General features: G+C 63.4%; 15 protein-coding genes. 14 read left to right on the top strand and 1 reads right to left on the bottom strand.

Annotated features, from left to right (window positions below; genetic code table 11):
* Positions 1-2: 2 nt before the first annotated feature.
* The 14 genes from murD to NMG46_RS18165 all read left to right on the top strand — a co-directional run bounded on the left by murD (position 3) and on the right by NMG46_RS18165 (position 18,388).
* Complete coding sequence (murD, locus tag NMG46_RS18230) at positions 3-1,403, top strand: UDP-N-acetylmuramoyl-L-alanine--D-glutamate ligase (protein WP_254818990.1); 1,401 nt, start codon at positions 3-5, stop codon at positions 1,401-1,403.
* Complete coding sequence (gene ftsW, locus NMG46_RS18225; RefSeq protein ID WP_023676765.1) at positions 1,403-2,554, top strand: putative lipid II flippase FtsW; 1,152 nt, start codon at positions 1,403-1,405, stop codon at positions 2,552-2,554. The genes murD and ftsW overlap by 1 nt, the downstream gene beginning before the upstream one ends.
* Before the next feature lies 1 nt (position 2,555).
* Entirely contained in the window at positions 2,556-3,683 is a 1,128-nt protein-coding gene (gene murG, locus NMG46_RS18220) for an undecaprenyldiphospho-muramoylpentapeptide beta-N-acetylglucosaminyltransferase (RefSeq protein ID WP_254818989.1), read from the top strand.
* A complete protein-coding gene (gene murC / locus NMG46_RS18215) occupies positions 3,680-5,086 on the top strand; it encodes a UDP-N-acetylmuramate--L-alanine ligase (RefSeq protein WP_254818988.1) in 1,407 nt (468 codons plus the stop codon). Before murG ends, murC begins: the two co-directional genes overlap by 4 nt.
* Positions 5,083-6,048: a UDP-N-acetylmuramate dehydrogenase gene (murB, locus tag NMG46_RS18210; RefSeq protein WP_254818987.1), complete on the top strand. Its 966-nt coding sequence runs from the start codon at positions 5,083-5,085 to the stop codon at positions 6,046-6,048. Before murC ends, murB begins: the two co-directional genes overlap by 4 nt.
* 313 nt (positions 6,049-6,361) lie before the next feature.
* Positions 6,362-7,288 (top strand): D-alanine--D-alanine ligase, encoded by a 927-nt coding sequence (locus NMG46_RS18205; protein WP_254818986.1) that lies wholly within the window; start codon positions 6,362-6,364, stop codon positions 7,286-7,288.
* Positions 7,276-8,217, top strand: coding sequence for a cell division protein FtsQ/DivIB (locus NMG46_RS18200; RefSeq protein WP_254818985.1), 942 nt, complete (start codon positions 7,276-7,278; stop codon positions 8,215-8,217). Before NMG46_RS18205 ends, NMG46_RS18200 begins: the two co-directional genes overlap by 13 nt.
* Positions 8,214-9,521 (top strand): cell division protein FtsA, encoded by a 1,308-nt coding sequence (gene ftsA, locus NMG46_RS18195; protein ID WP_254818984.1) that lies wholly within the window; start codon positions 8,214-8,216, stop codon positions 9,519-9,521. Before NMG46_RS18200 ends, ftsA begins: the two co-directional genes overlap by 4 nt.
* A gap of 67 nt (positions 9,522-9,588) precedes the next feature.
* Entirely contained in the window at positions 9,589-11,259 is a 1,671-nt protein-coding gene (gene ftsZ / locus NMG46_RS18190; RefSeq protein WP_254818983.1) for a cell division protein FtsZ, read from the top strand.
* A gap of 279 nt (positions 11,260-11,538) precedes the next feature.
* A complete protein-coding gene (gene lpxC, locus NMG46_RS18185) occupies positions 11,539-12,486 on the top strand; it encodes a UDP-3-O-acyl-N-acetylglucosamine deacetylase (RefSeq protein WP_254818982.1) in 948 nt (315 codons plus the stop codon).
* Positions 12,487-12,690: 204 nt separating this feature from the next.
* Complete coding sequence (locus NMG46_RS18180) at positions 12,691-13,560, top strand: outer membrane protein assembly factor BamD (RefSeq protein WP_254818981.1); 870 nt, start codon at positions 12,691-12,693, stop codon at positions 13,558-13,560.
* Between the two features lie 13 nt (positions 13,561-13,573).
* Positions 13,574-15,247, top strand: coding sequence for a DNA repair protein RecN (gene recN, locus NMG46_RS18175; protein WP_254818980.1), 1,674 nt, complete (start codon positions 13,574-13,576; stop codon positions 15,245-15,247).
* Between the two features lie 241 nt (positions 15,248-15,488).
* On the top strand, positions 15,489-17,696 hold the full coding sequence (gene ligA, locus NMG46_RS18170; protein WP_254818979.1) for an NAD-dependent DNA ligase LigA: 2,208 nt from the start codon (positions 15,489-15,491) through the stop codon (positions 17,694-17,696).
* On the top strand, positions 17,696-18,388 hold the full coding sequence (locus tag NMG46_RS18165) for a DUF2461 domain-containing protein (RefSeq protein WP_254818978.1): 693 nt from the start codon (positions 17,696-17,698) through the stop codon (positions 18,386-18,388). The genes ligA and NMG46_RS18165 overlap by 1 nt, the downstream gene beginning before the upstream one ends.
* Before the next feature lie 16 nt (positions 18,389-18,404).
* Here the strand turns inward: NMG46_RS18165 and NMG46_RS18160 are convergent, their stop codons facing one another.
* Positions 18,405-19,202: a bifunctional 2-polyprenyl-6-hydroxyphenol methylase/3-demethylubiquinol 3-O-methyltransferase UbiG gene (locus NMG46_RS18160; RefSeq protein WP_254818977.1), complete on the bottom strand. Its 798-nt coding sequence runs from the start codon at positions 19,200-19,202 to the stop codon at positions 18,405-18,407.
* Between the last annotated feature and the right edge of the window lie 208 nt (positions 19,203-19,410).

Below are 19,410 nucleotides of genomic sequence, written 5' to 3'. Positions count from 1 at the left end.
GCTTGATCCCCGCCGCATCCTTTTCAGGCAAGCGCGTTTCGCTCTTCGGGCTCGGCGGCTCGGGGATCGCCACGGCGCGCGCGCTGATCGAAGGCGGCGCAGATGTGCTGGCCTGGGACGACAATCCCGACAGCGTCGCCAAGGCTGGCGCGGTCGGTATTGCAACCGCGGACCTGCGCGGCGCGGACTGGGCGAGGTTTTCCGCCTTCGTGCTGTCGCCCGGCGTGCCGCTGACGCACCCGAAGCCGCACTGGACTGTCGAGCTCGCGCGGGGCTCCGGCGTCGAGATCATAGGCGATATCGAGCTTTTCTGCCGCGAGCGGACGGCGCGGGCGCCGGAAGCACCTTTCATTGCGATCACCGGTACCAACGGCAAGTCGACGACCACGGCATTGACGGCGCACATACTCAAGTCGGCCGGGCGCGACACGCAGATGGGCGGCAATATCGGCCGTGCGGTGATGACGCTCGATCCGCCGCAGCCCGAGCGGCACTATGTGGTTGAGTGCTCTTCCTACCAGATCGACCTTGCCCCCTCGATCGATCCGACGGCCGGCGTCCTGCTCAATCTGACGCCGGATCATCTCGACCGCCATGGCACGATGCAACACTACGCCTCGATCAAGGAGCGGCTGGTGGCCGGCAGCGAGACGGCAATCATCGGCGTCGACGATTCCTGGTGCGCCCAGATCGCGGACCGGCTGGAGCGGGCCGGCCGGCAGGTCATTCGGATTTCCAAGCGCCTGCCACTGACCGACGGTTATTTTGCCGACGGTACGAATTTAATGGAAGCCGTGCACGGCCGCTACAGCCGGGTCGCCTTCCTCGAAGGCATCGGCTCCTTGCGCGGCCAGCACAATGCGCAGAATGCACTGGCCGCCGCCGCCGCCTGCCTCAAGGTCGGGCTCGAACTCGGCGAGATCCAATCCGGACTGGAGAGTTTCCCGGGGCTGGCGCACCGCATGGAGCAGGTCGGCCGCAAAGGGCATGTGCTGTTCGTCAACGATTCCAAGGCGACCAATGCCGATGCCGCTGCACCGGCGCTGTCGAGCTTTGCGCGTATCCATTGGATTGCCGGCGGCCTGCCGAAGGAGGGCGGCATCGAGCCGTTGCGCGGCTTCTTCCCGCGCATCGCCAAGGCCTATCTGATCGGCGAAGCTGCACCGGCCTTTTCGGCGACGCTTGGCGAGGCGGTGCCTTACGAGATCTCAGGCACGTTGGCCGCGGCAGTCGAACACGCCGCCCGTGATGCGGCCAGGGATAGTAGCGGCGAGGCGGTGGTGCTGCTGTCGCCGGCCTGCGCCAGTTTCGACCAGTTCAAGAATTTCGAAGTGCGCGGCGAGGCGTTCAGGCAGGCCGTAACCGCCATTGATGGCGTGATGCCCATCGGAGGGACACGATAATGCAAAGCCGTCTCGACAAAAGCCCGGTTGCGACCTGGTGGTGGACGATCGATCGCTGGTTCCTGGCGGCGTTCCTGTCGCTGATGGGGCTCGGCATCGTTTTGTCCTTCGCCGCAAGCCCGGCGGTGGCCGAGCGCATCGGGCTCGACAGTTTCCACTTCGCGACGCGCCAGATCATCTTCACCATTCCGGCACTTGGGGTGATGCTGGCTGTCTCGTTCCTTGAATCCAGGCAGATCCGGCGCATGGCGCTGGTCATGCTGTGCATCATGCTGTTTCTGATGGTGGCAGTGCTCTATATCGGCGTCGAGGTGAAGGGCGCGCGGCGCTGGGTGTCGCTTGCCGGCCTGTCGATCCAGCCATCCGAGTTCCTGAAACCGGCCTTCGTCATCATCTGCGCCTGGCTGTTCGCCGAGCACAAGCGGCAGCCCGACATTCCCGGCAATCTGTTCGCCATGTTGCTGCTTGCACTGGTTATCTCGCTGCTGGTGGCGCAGCCTGACCTGGGGCAGACTATGCTGGTGCTCGGCACCTGGGGGGTGATGTTCTTCATGGCCGGGTTGCCGTGGCTGTGGATCGTCGCGCTGGGTGCTGCCGGCGTCGGCGGCGTGTTCGCCGCCTATGCGGTGTTCCCGCACGTTGCCGGCCGCATCGACCGCTTCATGACCGGCGAGGGCGACACGTTCCAGGTCGATATGGGCCGCGAGGCGCTGATCAATGGCGGCTGGTTCGGCGTCGGGCCGGGCGAGGGTACCGTCAAGCGGGTCATCCCCGACAGCCACGCCGACTTCGTCTTCTCCGTCGCCGGCGAGGAATTCGGGCTGATCATGTGTTTCTTCATCATGTCCATCTTCGGCTTCATCGTGCTGCGCGGTCTCAACACGGCGCTCAAGGAGCAGGACGATTTCACCCGCTACGCGGTTGGCGGCCTGGTCACGGTCTTCGGACTGCAGTCGGTCATCAACATGGCCGTCAATCTGCAGCTGATGCCGGCCAAGGGCATGACACTGCCGTTCATCTCCTACGGCGGCTCTTCGCAGATCGCGATCGCCATCTCGATGGGCATGGTGCTGGCGCTGACGCGCAAGCGCCCGGAAAAGCGCAAGCAGCTGGGCTTCATGCCGTCGCCGCGTGCGATGCCGGCGGAGTGAGATGGCAAAGGGGGTTATCCTGCTGGCGGCAGGCGGCACGGGCGGACATCTGTTCCCGGCCGAGGCGTTGGCGCACGAACTGACGAGGCGCGGCTGGACGGTGCATCTTGCGACGGACGAGCGCGCCGAGCGCTTTACCGGGCAGTTCCCGGCAGCCGCTATCCATCCGATCCAGTCGGCGACGATGGGGTCGAAAAATCCTTTTGCCGTGCTCGCCGCGTTTTGGAAAATCTGGCGCGGGGTGCGGCAGGCCTCGGCCGTCATCGCCAGCATCAAGCCCGCCATCGTGGTCGGCTTCGGTGGTTATCCGACACTGCCGCCGCTTTACGCGGCGACCCGGCGCAAGGTGCCGACGCTGATCCACGAGCAGAATGCGGTGATGGGCCGCGCCAACCGGGCGCTTGCCGGCCGCGTCGACGCCATTGCCGGTGGGTTCCTGCCTGAAGTCAGCAGTGCCGCAGGCGCCAAGACGGTGACCACCGGCAATCCGGTCAGACCGCAAGTGCTGGAGGCGGCGAAGACACCTTATGCCGCATCGGCCGGCGAAGAGCCGTTCCGATTGCTGGTGTTTGGCGGCAGCCAAGGCGCGCAGTTCTTTTCCGACGCGGTGCCGGCGGCAATCGCCCGGCTTTCCGGCGCACAGCGCAGGCGGCTGGCGATCACACAGCAGGCGCGCGCCGACGATGTGACGCGGGTGAAAGCCGCCTATGCCGCACTTGGCATTGGGGCCGAGGTGTCGCCGTTCTTCACCGACATGGCAGAGCGGCTGGCGGCGGCGCATCTGGTGATGTCGCGCTCCGGCGCATCGACCGTATCGGAAATCGCGGTGATCGGCCGGCCGGCGCTGCTGGTGCCCTATCCGCACGCGCTCGACCACGACCAGGCGGCGAATGCGGCGGCCCTTGCGGCAGCGGGCGGCGCCGAGGTGCATCCGCAATCCACGCTTTCGCCCGAGCACATTGCTGCGTTGATCGGGGCCTTGATGGATGATCCGGGCAGGGCGGCGACAATGGCCGCGGCGGCGAAATCATCCGGAAAACCGGATGCCGTGCGGTTGCTCGCCGATCTGACAGAGGCTATTGCGTCCAGGAAATCCGTTTCGGAATTCAGGAAGGAGACGCACGAATGAAGATGCCACAGACGATCGGCCTCGTGCATTTCATCGGCATTGGCGGCATCGGCATGAGCGGCATCGCCGAGGTGCTGCACAATCTCGGCTACAAGGTGCAAGGGTCCGACCAGGCCGACAGCGCCAATGTGCAGCGGCTGCGCGACAAGGGCATCGAATGCTTCGTCGGCCACCAGGCCGAAAACCTCGGCGAGGCCGAGGTGGTCGTCGTCTCCACCGCAATCAAGAAATCCAATCCGGAACTGAAGGCGGCGAGAGAGAAGTTGCTGCCGATCGTGCGGCGCGCCGAAATGCTAGCCGAGTTGATGCGGTTCCGCCAAGCGGTCGCGATCGGCGGCACGCATGGCAAGACGACGACGACTTCGATGGTGGCGACGCTACTCGAAGCCGGCGGGCTCGACCCGACGGTGATCAATGGCGGCATCATCAATGCCTATGGCACCAATGCCCGCATGGGCGACGGCGAATGGATGGTGGTCGAGGCCGACGAGAGCGACGGCACCTTCCTCAGGCTGCCGGCCGAGATTGCCGTCGTCACCAATATCGACCCCGAGCATCTCGATCATTACGGCTCCTTCGACAAAGTGCGCGAGGCGTTTCGTCAGTTCGTCGAGAATGTGCCGTTCTACGGCTTCGGCGTGATGTGCACCGACCATCCCGAGGTGCAGGCGCTGGTCGCCCGCATCGAGGACCGGCGCGTCATCACCTATGGCGAAAATGCGCAGGCCGACGTGCGCTTCACCAATCACCGCATGGACGGCCCGACCTCGGAATTCGACGTGGTGATCCGCGATCGCAAGACGCACGGCCAGATAACGATATCAGGTCTGCGGCTACCCATGCCCGGACGTCACAATGTCTCCAATGCGACGGCGGCGATTGCCGTCGCGCATGAGCTCGGCCTTTCGGCTGAGGCAATCAAGAAGGGCCTGTCGTCCTTCGCCGGCGTCAAGCGGCGTTTCACCCATACCGGGTCGTGGAACGGTGTCGATGTGTTCGACGATTACGGTCATCATCCAGTCGAGATCACGGCGGTACTGAAGGCCGCGCGCAGCGCCACCAAGGGCCGCATCATCGCCGTTACCCAACCGCACCGCTTCACCCGGCTGCGCGATCTGTTCGACGAGTTTTCCGTCTGCTTCAACGACGCCGATACGGTAATGGTGGCGCCCGTCTACGCGGCCGGCGAGGAACCGATCGACGGCGTTACGTCCGACGCACTGGTGTCGCGCATCCGCTCCGGCGGCCATCGCGACGCACGCTACATCGAAGGTCCGGCGGCGATCGGGCCGATCGTTCGCGAGGTGGCGAAGCCGGGCGATTTCGTCGTTTTCCTCGGCGCCGGCAACATCACCCAATGGGCCTATGCGCTGCCCAGGGAACTCGGCGGGACCATCTCATGATGCGCGGCCAGGCGTTGATCGAGAAGCTTGGCGACCGGCTTGCCGGACTGCGCGGCCGCATCACGCCCAATGCCGAGATGGACAAGATCACTTGGTTCCGAGCCGGCGGGCTCGCCGACGCATTGTTCCAGCCGGCCGACGAGGACGATCTTGCCGCGTTCCTGAAGGCGGTGCCCGAGGAAATACCACTGACCATCGTCGGCGTCGGCTCGAACCTGCTTGTCCGTGACGGCGGGATTGCGGGCTTCGTCATCCGGCTTTCGGCCAAAGGCTTTGGCGAGACCGAAGTGATTGCGCCGACCATGATCAAGGCGGGCGCCGCAACGCCCGACAAGCGTCTTGCGGCCGTTGCCTACGAGGCCGGCATCGGTGGCTTTCATTTCTACCACGGCATTCCCGGCGCCATTGGCGGAGCGCTGAGGATGAACGCCGGCGCCAATGGCGTCGAGACACGCGAGCGTGTGGTCGAGGTGCGGGCACTCGACCGCAAGGGCAATGTTCATACGCTGAGCAATGCCGACATGGGCTATGCCTATCGCCATTCAGCGGCGCCGTCGGGGCTGATCTTCACATCGGCGCTGCTCGAAGGCGTTCCCGAGGACAGGGCGGCGATCAAGGCCGCGATGGATGCTGTCCAGAACCATCGCGAGACCGTGCAGCCGATCCGCGAAAAAACCGGGGGCTCGACCTTCAAGAACCCCGAGGGCACCTCGGCCTGGAAGGAAATCGACAAGGCCGGCTGCCGCGGCCTGATGGTCGGCGGGGCGCAGATGTCGCCGATGCATTGCAACTTCATGATCAACACCGGAACCGCCACCGGCTACGAGCTTGAATATCTCGGTGAGACGGTGCGTGCGCGCGTGCTCGAAAAATCGGGCATCCGGCTGCAGTGGGAGATCAAGCGCATCGGTAATTTTCGGCCGGGCCATGCGGTCCAGGAATTTCTCGGGCAGTTGCTTTAGGCAAGTCGACCGCCGTTGCTTTTCGGACTCATGAATTCACATTTTGCTGCCGTTTTTGCGGAAAGTGAATCCATCGGAATCGTAAGCACTTGCCAGCGAATCAACTCTCTGATTCTCTGCCCTGAAGCGTTTCCTGATTTGAGTCGTTTCGACGCGTTGCTCGCGTTTCCGTCTGGGGGGCAACCTGCCGGGAGACTCGGACTCAATGTTGCGGAAAACACGGAGCGAAGTTGCTCGGCGCGTGTGAGTGTGCGCGATGCTTTTCGGGTCATGCACGATAGTGCAGGCCTGCTGTGAGAGGAAATGACGGGGAATGACAAGCAAGCACGTGGCCGTCCTTCTGGGAGGATTCTCGTCCGAGCGGCCCGTGTCCCTGTCGTCGGGCAAAGCCTGTGCCGATGCGCTCGAGGGAGAGGGCTACCAGGTCACCCGCGTCGACGTCTCGCGCGACATCGGCTCGGTGCTCAGCGCGCTCAAGCCTGACGTCGTCTTCAACGCACTGCACGGCCCTTTCGGCGAGGACGGCACCATCCAGGGCATCCTCGAGTACCTCGCCATTCCGTACACCCATTCGGGCGTGCTTGCCTCGGCGCTCGCGATGAACAAGGAACAGGCCAAGAAGGTCGCCAAGGCGGCCGGCATTCCGGTGGCGGAATCGAAGGTGGCCAATCGCTTCGCCATCCAGAACAAGCACCCGATGAAGCCGCCCTATGTGGTCAAGCCGGTCAACGAAGGGTCGAGTTTCGGTGTCGTCATCGTGCATGAAGGCCAGTCGCATCCGCCGCAGATCATCGGCTCGTCCGAGTGGAGATACGGCGATACGGTCATGGTCGAGCGTTATGTGCACGGGCGGGAATTGACCTGCGCGGTGATGGGCGATGTGGCGCTCGGTGTCTGCGAGATCATCCCGACCGGCCATTCCTTCTACGACTATGATTCAAAATACGTCGCGGGAGGATCAAAACACGAATGCCCGGCAAAACTTTCACCGAATATTTACCAAAAAATACAGACACTGGCACTCAAGGCTCATCAAGCTATCGGCTGTCGGGGCGTTTCCCGGTCGGACTTCCGTTATGACGATCGTCACTCCGAAAACGGCGAAATTGTCTGGCTCGAGGTCAACACCCAGCCGGGCATGACGCCGACGTCTTTGGTGCCGGAAATCGCCGCGCAAGCGGGACACTCGTTCGGCGATTTGTTGAGTTGGATGGTGGAGGACGCTTCGTGTCTGCGTTGAAGTGGGGACAGGGCAGGGGGAAGGGCGCGGCCGGGCCGGCGCTGTTCGGCATGCCGTTGTCGTTCGACCATTTCGTGCTGCCGCGCCTGCTCCGCCGGCCGGTGCGCGTGCTGGCGCGCCTCGGCGAGGGCGACTTCGAAGCGCCGCCCTATTGCGCTGCCATGCTGTCGGCGGCATTGCTTATTTCGAGCAGTGCCTATGGCGCATATCTCGGCGGACATGCCGACGCCATCGTCCAGAGTGTCACCGCCCGCACCGGCTTTGCCGTCGACCAGGTCAAGGTCGTCGGCAACCGCGAAACATCCGAGATCGATATTCTCGACAGGCTGGAACTCGACGGCTGGACCTCGCTGATCGGCTTCGACGCCGAAACCGCGCGCGAACGCATCACCACGCTACCCTGGGTCGAAGCCGCGGCAGTGCGCAAGGTCTACCCGCATACGCTGGAAGTGCGCGTCGAGGAGCGCGAGCCGTTCGCGCTGTGGCAGCAAGGCAGCGCGCTTTCGGTCATCGAGAAATCCGGCGCCGTCATTGCGCCCTTCTCCGGCGGCAAGCAGATATTGCTGCCGCTGATCATCGGCACCGGCGCACCGGCCAAAGCGCCGGATTTCCTGGCGAAGATCAAGAATTATCCGGAGCTCGCCGCGCGGATCAAGGGCTATATCCGCATCGGCGAACGGCGCTGGGATCTCAAGCTTGAAAACGGCATCACGATCAAACTTCCCGAAGACGGCGAGGACCAGGCGATTGCCGACCTGGTCAGGATGGACCACGAGAACGGGCTTTTGACGCGCGACATCGCTGCCGTCGACATGCGCCTTTCCGATCGTCTGGTCGTCCAGTTGACGCCGGAGGCGGCGACACAGCGCCAGGCCGCGCTCAACGAAAAGCCCAAGATGCTGAAGCGCAAGCCGGAGACGAAAATATGAGCTGGCTTGGCGGCAATAGCGATGCTTCGGCGCGCCGGTCCGGCATCTTGACGGTGCTGGACGTCGGCTCCAGCAAGGTCTGCTGCGTGGTGGCCAAGCTCAAGCCGCGCGAGGATGGCAAGCTGCTGCGCGGACGCTCGCATCGCGTCCAGGTCATCGGCATCGGCCACCAGAAATCGCAAGGCGTGAAATCGGGCGTCGTCATCGATCTCGACCGCGCCGAGCACGCCATCCGTCTTGCCGTCGACGCCGCGGAACGCATGGCGGGACTGACGGTCGATTCGCTGATCGTCAACATGACTGCCGGCCGGTTGAAGAGCGAGGCTTTTTCGGCCACCATCAATCTCGGCGGCCATGAGGCCGACGAGGCCGACATCAAGCGCGTGCTTGCCGCCGGCGCCAAGCAGGCGCTGCGGGCCGAGCGCGAGGTGATCCATTCGCTTCCCGTAGCCTTTTCTCTGGATGCCGAGCGCGGTGTGCGCGATCCGCGCGGCATGGTTGGCGACCAGCTTGGCGTCGACATGCACGTGCTGACGGGCGACGCGGCGCCTTTGCGCAATCTTGAGCTCTGCATCAACCGCTCGCATCTGTCGGTCGAGCGCATGGTGGCGACGCCTTATGCCAGCGGGCTTGCCGCGCTGGTCGACGACGAACTCGAAATGGGCGCGGCCTGCATCGACATGGGCGGTGGCACGACGACGATCTCGGTATTTTCGGAAGGCAAGTTCGTCCACGGCGACGCCATCGCGATCGGCGGCAACCACGTCACGCTAGATATGGCCAAGGGCCTGTCGACCTCGCTCGATGCCGCCGAAAGGCTGAAAGTGATGCATGGCTCGGCGCTGCCTGGCAGTGCCGACGACCGCGACCTGGTTTCCATCCATCCGATCGGCGAGGACGGCGAGGTGCCGTTGCAGATCCCGCGCTCGGTGATGACACGCATCATCCGCGCCCGCATCGACGAGACGCTGGAATTGCTGCGCGACCGCCTGAACAAGTCCGGCTACGGCAATGCCGTCGGCAAGCGTGTGGTGCTGACCGGCGGCGCCAGCCAGCTTGCCGGCCTGCCCGAAGCAGCACGCCGCATTCTCGGCCGCAATGTGCGCATTGGCCGCCCGCTTGGCGTGGCAGGCCTGCCCGAGGCGGCCAAGGGGCCGGCCTTTTCGACGCCCGTCGGGCTTCTGATCTACCCGCAGATGGCGAGCTTCGAGAGCCGCCCGGCGAAGGGAATTTCCGGTCTTCGGATGACCGGAACAGGCGGAAAACTGCATCGAATGAGTCAGTGGTTGAGAGACAGTTTTTAATTTGACGGGGACAGCCCCATAGGCGGCCGCGGCGGCGAAGCGGCGGGAAAGGCAAAGGACGAAGACAATGACCATCAATCTGCAGAAGCCGGACATCACCGAGCTCAAGCCGCGCATCACCGTGTTCGGTGTCGGCGGCGGCGGCGGCAATGCCGTCAACAACATGATCACCGCCGGCTTGCGCGGCGTCGAGTTCGTGGTGGCCAACACCGACGCACAGGCACTGACGATGTCGAAGGCCGAGCGGCTGATCCAGCTCGGCGCGCATGTCACCGAGGGTCTCGGCGCCGGATCGCAGCCTGAAGTCGGGCGTGCGGCGGCGGAAGAGTGCATCGACGAGATCATCGATCATCTCTCCAACACGCATATGTGCTTCGTCACTGCCGGCATGGGCGGCGGCACCGGCACCGGGGCGGCTCCAGTCGTTGCCCGCGCTGCCCGCGAAAAGGGTATCCTTACCGTCGGCGTCGTCACCAAGCCGTTCCACTTCGAAGGCCAGCGCCGCATGAAGACGGCGGACATGGGTATCGAGGAATTGCAGAAATGCGTCGATACCCTGATCGTCATTCCCAACCAGAACCTGTTCCGGCTGGCCAATGACAAGACCACCTTCGCCGATGCCTTCGCCATGGCCGACCAGGTGCTCTATTCGGGCGTTGCATGCATTACCGACCTGATGGTCAAGGAAGGCCTGATCAATCTCGACTTCGCCGACGTCCGCTCGGTCATGCGCGAAATGGGCAAGGCGATGATGGGAACCGGCGAGGCTTCGGGCGAGGGCCGCGCAATGGCCGCGGCTGAAGCCGCCATCGCCAACCCGCTGCTCGACGAGACCTCGATGAAGGGCGCCAAGGGCCTGCTGATCTCGATCACCGGCGGCCGCGACCTGACCCTGTTCGAAGTCGATGAGGCCGCAACCCGCATTCGCGAAGAGGTCGACCAGGACGCCAACATCATTCTGGGCGCCACCTTCGACGAGGAACTCGAAGGCGTTATCCGCGTGTCGGTGGTCGCCACCGGCATCGACAAATCGGCGGCCGAAATCGCTGCCGCGCCGATCGCCATCCGCGCGGCTCCGCCGAAGCCGGTCAGCCGCCCGGCAGCCCAGGTCACGGAAATGCGCCCGGCGCCTGTCCAGCAACCGATCTATGAACCACGTGCTGCCGATCCTGTCGCCGAGGCCATTCAGCTCGCCGAGGCGAATGCTGCAGCGATGGCGCAGGCTCGCCCGGCACCGGTCGCCCATGCGGAAGACTTCCGTCCGCAGAGCAAGATCTTCCAGGCGCCTCCCGCTCAGCCGCAGCCGATGATGCAACCAGCGGTTCAGCAAGCGATGCAGCCCGCTCCGCATCGTGAAATGCCGCAGCCGGTTGCCGCGGCACCCCAGCGCATGCCGCGGGTCGAGGATTTCCCGCCGCAGGTGAAGGCCGAAGTGGAAGCCAAGGCCCGCCCGGCCGACCACGAGAACAGCGGCCCGATGGGCTTGCTCAAGCGCCTGACCAACGGCTTGACCCGCCGCGAAGAGGAACCTGCAAGACTGCAGCCGGCGCAGCCTCGCGAACCGAAACTGCGCCAGGCGCCGGCGGAAGTGCGCCGCCTAGCCAGCCAGGATCCGCAGCTTTACGCACCGCGTCGCGGCCAGCTGGATGAGCAGGGCCGCCTGACGCCGCAGAGCCGGGCTGTCCAGGAAGACGATCAGTTGGAGATTCCCGCCTTCCTGCGCCGACAGGCCAATTGATCTGTTAACGGTTTGTAACAGTTGTTAACAGGCGAGCAGGAAACTGTTCGCCTGTTAATATTAAAAGCACTTTTAAAACAGGGACTTACGGGGCAATTCCGCGCTGGGCTGCGGTTACAACGAGTAAGAAACCGTGATTTGGAGTCTCCCCGCGGGACCATTATCTTCGCCACCGACCAAAGTCGGTTTGCTGGGAGTCTCGGGGAAGTGGCCCTGCCTGCCGATCAATCAAGAGCCGCGCCCTCAGGGCAGATGAAGCGGACCTAGGCAGTACGGGCTATGGGGATTGTTTTGCACGACTATCAGACGACACTTAAATCGCGTGCGACGCTGACCGGCATCGGCGTTCACAGTGGCAATCCGGTCACCGTCCATTTCCTGCCGGCAGACGCCGATACGGGTGTCGTCTTCCAGCTTTCGAATGCAAGCGGAAGCCACGAATTTCGCGCGCTCGTTTCCGAGGTCGGTGCCACCGACCTCTGCACCATGCTCGGCGATCCGCAAGGCGAGCACATCGCCACGGTCGAGCATCTGATGGCGACGCTTTTCGGCCTTGGGATCGACAATCTCGTCATCGAAATCGATGGCCATGAGGTGCCTATCCTCGACGGTAGCGCAGTGATGTTCGTCGAGGCCATTGACCAGGCAGGCATCGAAACGCTGCCGGTCAAGCGTCGCTACATCAGGGTGGTCAAGCCGGTTCGTATCGAGAACGGCGCCTGCTGGGCGGAGTTCCGGCCCTACGACGGCACGCGCTTCGAGATCGAGATCGATTTCGAAAGCCCGGCGATCGGGCGTCAGCTTTTTGCATCCGACATGAACGCCGACATTTTCCGGCGTGACGTCGCGCGGGCCCGCACTTTCGGTTTCATGAAGGACGTCGAGCGGCTGTGGGCGGCCGGCTATGCGCTCGGCTCCTCGTTGGAAAACTCCCTGGTGATCGGCGACGACAACCGCGTGATCAACATGGGAGGCCTGCGCTATCCCAACGAGTTCGCGCGCCACAAGACGATGGATGCGATGGGCGATCTGGCGCTCGCCGGCGCCCGGTTCATCGGCTGCTTCCGCTCCTATCGTGGTGGCCACAGGCTGAACGCCGCTGCGCTGCGCCGTCTATTGTCGGACCGTTCGGCTTTCGAGATCGTCGAGACGACGCGCCGCGAGCGCGGGCGTACCGCGGAGATGAGCGCCGTCAACGCACCCCTCTATGCGCCCTGGATGATCTGATTCTTAAGGTCTTACGGCCCACGTTGCGGTCAGGCTGTGTTGCATGGATGCATCACTGGCCGGCCAAATTACACAGCTTTCCAGGTGGCGCCAAACCGCCACAAAAATGTGCGATTGGCCGGGGATAGCGTTGCCGGGCAAGGCAATTATGGTTTATGGCTGCTGCCGTCGACTGAAATGACGCCGAAAGGGCGGAATCCAAACATGTTTTTCAAGCGAGTTGGTCAATCGAAGGCGCTGCGGCGGGCTGTTTTCCTGGCGCTTTCGGTGGTCGTTCCATCGCTGTTTCTGTCGGCCTGCATGTCGTCCGAGAAGGACGTCGACCTGTCGACCTATGTCGATCAGACCGAGCCGGCCGACGTGCTCTACAATCAGGGTCTCGCCAATCTGAATGCCGGGCGACTGCAGGAGGCAAGCCGCAAGTTCGATGCCGTCGACCGCCAGCATCCATATTCCGAATTCGCCCGCAAATCGATGGTGATGGGTGCCTTTGCCGACTACCGTCAGGGCAATTACGATGAGGCGATCGGTTCGGCCAAGCGCTACCTGACCCTCTACCCGTCGACCGACGATGCAGCCTATGCCCAATATATTATCGGGCTGAGCTACTACCGCCAGATCAAGGACGTCACCCAGGACCAGAAGGAAGCGCGTCTTACCGCGCAGACGATGCAGGACCTGGTGACGCGCTGGCCGACTTCCGAATATGTCGACGATGCTAAGGAGAAGATCCGCTTCGCCAACGATCAGCTCGCCGGCAAGGAGATGCAGATCGGCCGCTACTATCTCGAGCGCCGCGAATACATCGCAGCCGTCAAACGGTTCCGCAACGTCGTGGAGAACTATTCCAACACACGTCATGTCGAGGAAGCGCTGGCGCGTCTTACCGAGAGCTACTATGCGATGGGTCTAACGTCGGAAGCGCAGACCGCTGCGGCCGTGCTCGGCACCAACTATCCCGACAGCCAGTGGTACAAGGACTCCTACAAGCTCCTGCAGAGTGGTGGGCTCGAGCCGCGCGAGAATGCCGGATCGTGGATCTCCAAGGCCGGGAAGCTGATCACCGGCGCCTGAGCGGCGCGTCACCATGCTCTCCAGACTGTCGATCCGCGATATCGTTCTGATCGAGAAGCTGGACATCGACTTTTCGTCCGGCCTTTCGGTCCTTACCGGCGAAACCGGCGCCGGAAAATCTATCCTGCTCGACGCTTTGTCGCTGGCGCTTGGCGCCCGCGGCGACGCTTCGCTGGTGCGGCATGGCGCGGCACAAGGCCAGATCATCGCCGTGTTCGACGTACCGCGCAACCACGCGGCTCGCATGCTGCTTGCCGAGAATGCCATCGAGGACGACGGCGACATCATCCTGCGCCGCGTCCAGACGGCTGACGGCCGCACGCGCGTGTTCGTCAACGACCAGCCGTCCAGCGTGACGCTGATGCGCGACATCGGCCGTGCGCTGGTCGAGATCCACGGCCAGCATGACGAGCGCGCTTTGGTCGATCCCGGCGCCCATCGCGAGTTGCTCGACAGTTTCGGCGGCCATCTCGGTGCTGCTCGGGCAACCGGCGAGGCGTGGCGGCATTGGCGTACCTGCGAGCAGGAATTTTCACGGCACCGGGCCAGAGTCGAGGCAGCTGCCCGTGAGGCCGATTATCTGCGTGCTGCGGTCGCCGAATTGACCAGGCTCGATCCGCAACCGGGCGAAGAGACCGAACTGGCCGAACTGCGCGCCTCGATGATGCGTGCCGAAAAGATCGCCTCGGAAATCCACGATGCGCAGGATGTGCTCTCGGGCCCGTCCTCGCCCTTGCCGCAACTGGCCAGCCTGCTCAGGCGGCTGCAGCGAAAGGCGACCGAAGCGCCCGGGCTGCTCGAGGACGTCGTCAAATCGCTCGACGAAGCGATGCTGTCGCTCGACGCGGCGCAGTCGGGCGTCGAAGCAGCACTTCGCGCGACCGAATATGATCCGCAGCGGCTGGAGAAGGCTGAGGAGCGGCTGTTTTCGCTGCGTGCCGCCTCGCGCAAGCACAGCGTCGCCGTGGATGACCTGGCGCAATTGCGTGACACCATGGCTGCCGACCTTGCCGATCTCGACGCCGGCGAGGAGCGCCTGCATGCGCTGGAGAAACAGGCTGCAGCGGCGCGCCAGGCCTACGACATTACGGCGGCCCAGCTGTCGTCGCTTCGCCATGCGGCGGCCGTCGGGCTGACCAAGGCGGTAATGGCCGAACTGCCGGCGCTGAAGCTCGAACGGGCCGAGTTCATCGTCGAGATCGCAAGCGATGCCGAGAGCCGCATGGAAGAAGGCATCGACCAAGTCGAGTTCTGGGTGCGCACCAATCCCGGCACCAGGCCCGGCCCAATGATGAAGGTCGCTTCCGGCGGCGAGCTTTCGCGCTTCCTGCTGGCGTTGAAGGTCGCGCTGGCCGATCGTGGATCGGCGCCGACTTTGGTCTTTGATGAGATTGACACCGGCGTCGGCGGCGCGGTTGCCGACGCCATCGGCCAGCGGCTGGCGCGGCTGGCAAAACGCGTGCAGGTGCTTTCGGTCACGCATGCACCGCAAGTGGCGGCGCGCGCGGCGACGCATTTCCTGATCTCCAAATCCGGTGGTGCCGACCGGGTCTCGACCGGCATCGCCGAGATGGACCGGGCGGCACGGCAGGAAGAGATCGCACGCATGCTCGCCGGCGCCACCATTACAGACGAGGCGCGCGCGGCGGCCGAGCGGCTGCTGCGGGAGAACACCGCGGCAGCCTAGAGCGGTTCATCCTTTCACGGAAACGCCGAACCGCTCTACCTCTTTGTTTTGCGCAATTCCGGACGGAAAACCGTTTCACGGTTTTCCTGGAATTGCTCCAGACGAGTTCGTTTCCGGCGCTCGCGACCTGAGTCAGGGTATGGCGCCATCCTGCTGTTCAGGAATGATTTTCGGCGTCTGGTCTCTCCCTCATGGGAGAATCCTGTTCTATTGTGTCGCGCCACCGTGGAGGGAGCAGTGCATGGACGAAAAACCAGTCGATTCGCTCAGCGACAGCGAGGCGGCAAGCGAGTTGATGCGGTTGGCGCAGGAGATCGCCGAGCACGACCGGCGCTACCATGGCGAGGACGCGCCGATAATCACGGATGCGGAATATGACGCGCTGACCCGGCGCAACCTCGCCATCGAACAGCGGTTCCCGCATCTTGTGCGCGAGGATTCGCCCTCGCGCAGGGTCGGCGCGCCGCCGGCGGAAGGTTTTGCCAAGGTGCGGCACGCGGTGCCGATGCTCAGCCTGGCCAAGGCTTATAGCGACCAGGACGTCGCGGACTTCATAGAACGGGGCCGGCGATTCTTTGATCGCGACAAGGATCTGAACATCGCCTTCACGGCAGAGCCGAAGATCGACGGGCTATCGGCCTCCCTGCGGTATGAAGGCGGTGTGTTCGTGCAGGGGGCAACGCGCGGCGACGGCGTCGTCGGCGAGGACATCACCGCCAATCTCAAGACCATCGCCGACATTCCCAAGACCTTGAAGGGATCAGGCTGGCCCGAGGTCATCGAAATACGCGGTGAGGTCTACATGACCTACGCGGAATTCGAGGCGCTGAAGCAACGCTCGGCGGCGATCGGCGGCCAGGATTACGTCAATCCGCGCAATACGGCGGCCGGATCGCTCCGTCAGAAGGACCCGTCCGTTACCGCCAGCCGCAACCTCAAATTCTTTGCCTACGCCTGGGGCTATACTTCGAAGGATCCAGCTCCGACCCAATACGATTCCGTGCAAAAATTCGCGGAGTGGGGGTTCAAGGTCAGTCCGCTGATGGTCCGGGCAAAGTCGGTCGACGAACTGATCGCGCATTATCACCTCATCGAGGCCCAGCGCTCATCGCTTGGCTACGACATCGACGGCGTGGTCTACAAGGTCGATCAATTGGAGCTGCAGCGCAGATGGGGCTTCGTCACCGGCGAACCACGCTGGGCCATCGCTCACAAATTTCCGGCCGAACAGGCGATGACGACCGTGCGCAGGATCGACATTCAGGTCGGCCGTACCGGTACGCTGGCGCCCGTTGCCCGGCTTGCGCCCGTCACGGTCGGCGGCGTCGTGGTCGAGAATGTCACGCTTCACAACGAAGACTACATCAAGGGTCTGGACAGCAACGGCCAGCCGATCCGCGACGGCAACGACATACGTATCGGCGACACGGTGGTCATCCAGCGGGCGGGGGACGTCATTCCGCAGATCGTCAGCGTTGTGGTCGACAAGCGTCCGCCAGATGCCGTGCCCTACGAATTCCCGCACAAATGTCCGATCTGCGGCTCGCCGGCAACGCGCGAGATCAACGAGAAGACCGGCAAGGAAGATTCCCGCCGACGTTGCACTGGCGAACTGATCTGCCCCGCCCAGGCCGTGGAAGGATTGCGTCACTTCGTGTCACGCGGCGCCATGGATATCGAAGGCCTGGGCGCTGAAAACATTGACCTGTTCTTCAATGCCGGGTTGGTCAAGACAGCAGCCGATATCTTCACTCTCCGGGATCGCCGTCCCGCCGTCATCAAGGCATTGGCGGAGCGGCGGGAGGAGCAGGCCAGACAGCGTGAGGCCGCATCGGGCAAAACGCGGAAGAATGTACGCGGTGTCGAGGAACGCAACTATGAAGGTCTCGACAAGCTCTTCGCTGCCATCGACGCTCGCCGCGAGCCGGAACTTGATCGCTTCATCTTTGCGCTGGGCATCCGCCATATCGGCGAAACGACGGCCGCTGTGCTCGCTCGAACCTTCTCGACGATCGAGGAGTTGATCCGCATTGGCAAGGAGACAGCAGCGGCAGCCGATCCACACAGCGTTTTTCCTTCGATCAACGGCATCGGCGATACCGTGATAGGCGCTCTTCGCGATTTCTTCGGCAATGAACGCAACGACGCCGTGCTCGAAGCGCTGCTCACGCAGGTCCATCCGAAGCCGTACATCGTGAACGTCTCAGCCGATAGTGCGGTCGCCGGCAAGACGATCGTGTTTACAGGCACGCTCGAAAGGATGACGCGCCCCGAGGCCAAGGCGATGGCTGAACGTCTCGGCGCGAAGGTCGCCGGCTCGGTTTCCGCGAAGACCGACCTCGTCGTCGCCGGGCCCGGTGCTGGCTCGAAGCTCAAGCTGGCTGCCGAACACGGTATCGAAGTCATCGATGAGGATGCCTGGCTCGAGCGGATCGGCAAGGGCTCGTGATGCCGGCTGAATTCAATGGTTTTGGTGACAAGGCCATTCCCTTCCTCAAGGCACTGGATTTTCATCAGAGCCGGGAGTGGTTTTTGGAAAACCGCGACCTTTTCGAGCGGGACCTGCGCAATCCCTTCGGCGATCTGGTCGAGGCGCTCTCCGAGCGCTTCACGGCATTGGGGCTCGGCCTGCGCGGCGACCGCAAGAAGTCGCTGTTCCGGATTAATCGCGACGTGCGTTTCGCCAAGGACAAACGGCCCTACAACCGGCATCTGTCGGCGATCCTTTCGCCCGACGGCACCAAGATGGAACAGGGCGTGTTTTACATCCACATCGGGCTCGAGCGCTGCTTTGCCGCTGTTGCCTGGTGGCAGCCCGGACCGGAGCTATTGCTGGCGCTGCGCAACGCCATCGCAAAGCGGCCGGCTGAGTTCCGCACGCTCGTCGCGGCGCTGAAGAAGAATGGTCTCGAGCTCGACCCGGACGGCTGTATGAAGCGCACGCCGCGCGGCTTCGAGCACGTTATCGAGCCCGATCTCGTGGCCGCCATCCGCAACCGGCATTTCGCCGTCCGGCACGCAATCGAGCCGGCGGATATCTACGGAGCTGGATTGGTCGACGAACTCGTCGACTTCGTCATGCGGGCAAAACCGCTGCTCGACTGGGGCAGGGCGATCGACGGCAAGGCTTCGCAGCGCTAGCGGAAAAGTCAGACGGTCAGCTGCGCCGCGCAGTGTAGAGGCTGGTGGTCATATTGCGGGTTATGGAGCCTTGGAACTCGTCGCGGACGATGCGACCCAGCTCCGCCAGGATTGCTTCGCGGTCACTGCGGATGTTGATATTGGAAAAAGTGGCATAGAGGGCGACTGTCTGGTCAGGATCGAGGACGAGCGACCAGACACTTGTCCGATGTTCGATGGCATCAAACGCGCCGGTTCGCTCCAGTGCCGCCACGCGGGCCTCGGCATCAAGGGCGAACGGAATACCATTTGAGCCCGCCGACGGGCTCGAAGGCCCATCAAGCAGCACCTTGGTCGCATCATGAAAGGGATCGGGGCGACTGTCGTCGCCGAATACATTCCAGACCATTGCCCACCAGCCGCCCGGCCGAAGCAGCTCTGCGACCTTGATCAGCGCCGTGTCCTCATCCAGCCAATGAAAGGCAGTTGCGCTGACACCGAGATCAAAACCGGCCTTCTCAAGGACGGCATCCTCAAACGCAGAGACGCTCACCGAGAGCGCCTTGTCCTGAATAGTCTCGCAAAGGAAAGTCGCGAGGCGGGAATCCGGCTCAATGGCGAGCAACGGGCTCGCGCCCAGTTCGAGTAAGCGGCGCGTTGCAGTTCCTGTACCTGCGCCAATCTCGAACGTCGCCGTGCCATGCGCGAGACGGCACCGCTCACATAGAATTTCGAATACCCAATCAGGATAGCCAGGTCGCGTCGCGTGATAGCTGCCGGGATCGGCGCCGAAGGCCAGGCGGCCGAATTTTGGATCGATGAAAAATTCGCTCATTGGAACCACCTGTCCGGCCCAGCAGGTTGGTCTATGGCCGTCGCTTCGGCAAGGACCGATCGTCGCCAACGAATATGCGCTCAGGTACCAAGCCTCTGATTTTGTCCACAAGTCTGGAAGCGAGCTTGCCGCGATGCTTCAGCTATCATTTCCGCTGATCGTTTGCCTCAAGCGAATTGGTGTGACAAGCCGGACCGCCCTCTCTACA

Source organism: Mesorhizobium sp. LMG 17147 (genome assembly GCF_024297145.1).
Taxonomy (GTDB): Bacteria; Pseudomonadota; Alphaproteobacteria; order Rhizobiales; family Rhizobiaceae; genus Mesorhizobium.
This window is presented reverse-complemented; position numbering and strand designations above follow the sequence as displayed.

Coding starts and splice junctions, on each gene's coding strand:
- ftsW (WP_023676765.1), top strand. CDS start 1,403: ATGCAAAGCCGTCTCGACAAAAGCCCGGTTGCGACCTGGTGGTGGACG.
- murG (WP_254818989.1), top strand. CDS start 2,556: ATGGCAAAGGGGGTTATCCTGCTGGCGGCAGGCGGCACGGGCGGACAT.
- murC (WP_254818988.1), top strand. CDS start 3,680: ATGAAGATGCCACAGACGATCGGCCTCGTGCATTTCATCGGCATTGGC.
- murB (WP_254818987.1), top strand. CDS start 5,083: ATGATGCGCGGCCAGGCGTTGATCGAGAAGCTTGGCGACCGGCTTGCC.
- NMG46_RS18205 (WP_254818986.1), top strand. CDS start 6,362: ATGACAAGCAAGCACGTGGCCGTCCTTCTGGGAGGATTCTCGTCCGAG.
- ftsA (WP_254818984.1), top strand. CDS start 8,214: ATGAGCTGGCTTGGCGGCAATAGCGATGCTTCGGCGCGCCGGTCCGGC.
- ftsZ (WP_254818983.1), top strand. CDS start 9,589: ATGACCATCAATCTGCAGAAGCCGGACATCACCGAGCTCAAGCCGCGC.
- lpxC (WP_254818982.1), top strand. CDS start 11,539: ATGGGGATTGTTTTGCACGACTATCAGACGACACTTAAATCGCGTGCG.
- NMG46_RS18180 (WP_254818981.1), top strand. CDS start 12,691: ATGTTTTTCAAGCGAGTTGGTCAATCGAAGGCGCTGCGGCGGGCTGTT.
- recN (WP_254818980.1), top strand. CDS start 13,574: ATGCTCTCCAGACTGTCGATCCGCGATATCGTTCTGATCGAGAAGCTG.
- ligA (WP_254818979.1), top strand. CDS start 15,489: ATGGACGAAAAACCAGTCGATTCGCTCAGCGACAGCGAGGCGGCAAGC.
- NMG46_RS18165 (WP_254818978.1), top strand. CDS start 17,696: ATGCCGGCTGAATTCAATGGTTTTGGTGACAAGGCCATTCCCTTCCTC.
- NMG46_RS18160 (WP_254818977.1), bottom strand. CDS start 19,202: ATGAGCGAATTTTTCATCGATCCAAAATTCGGCCGCCTGGCCTTCGGC.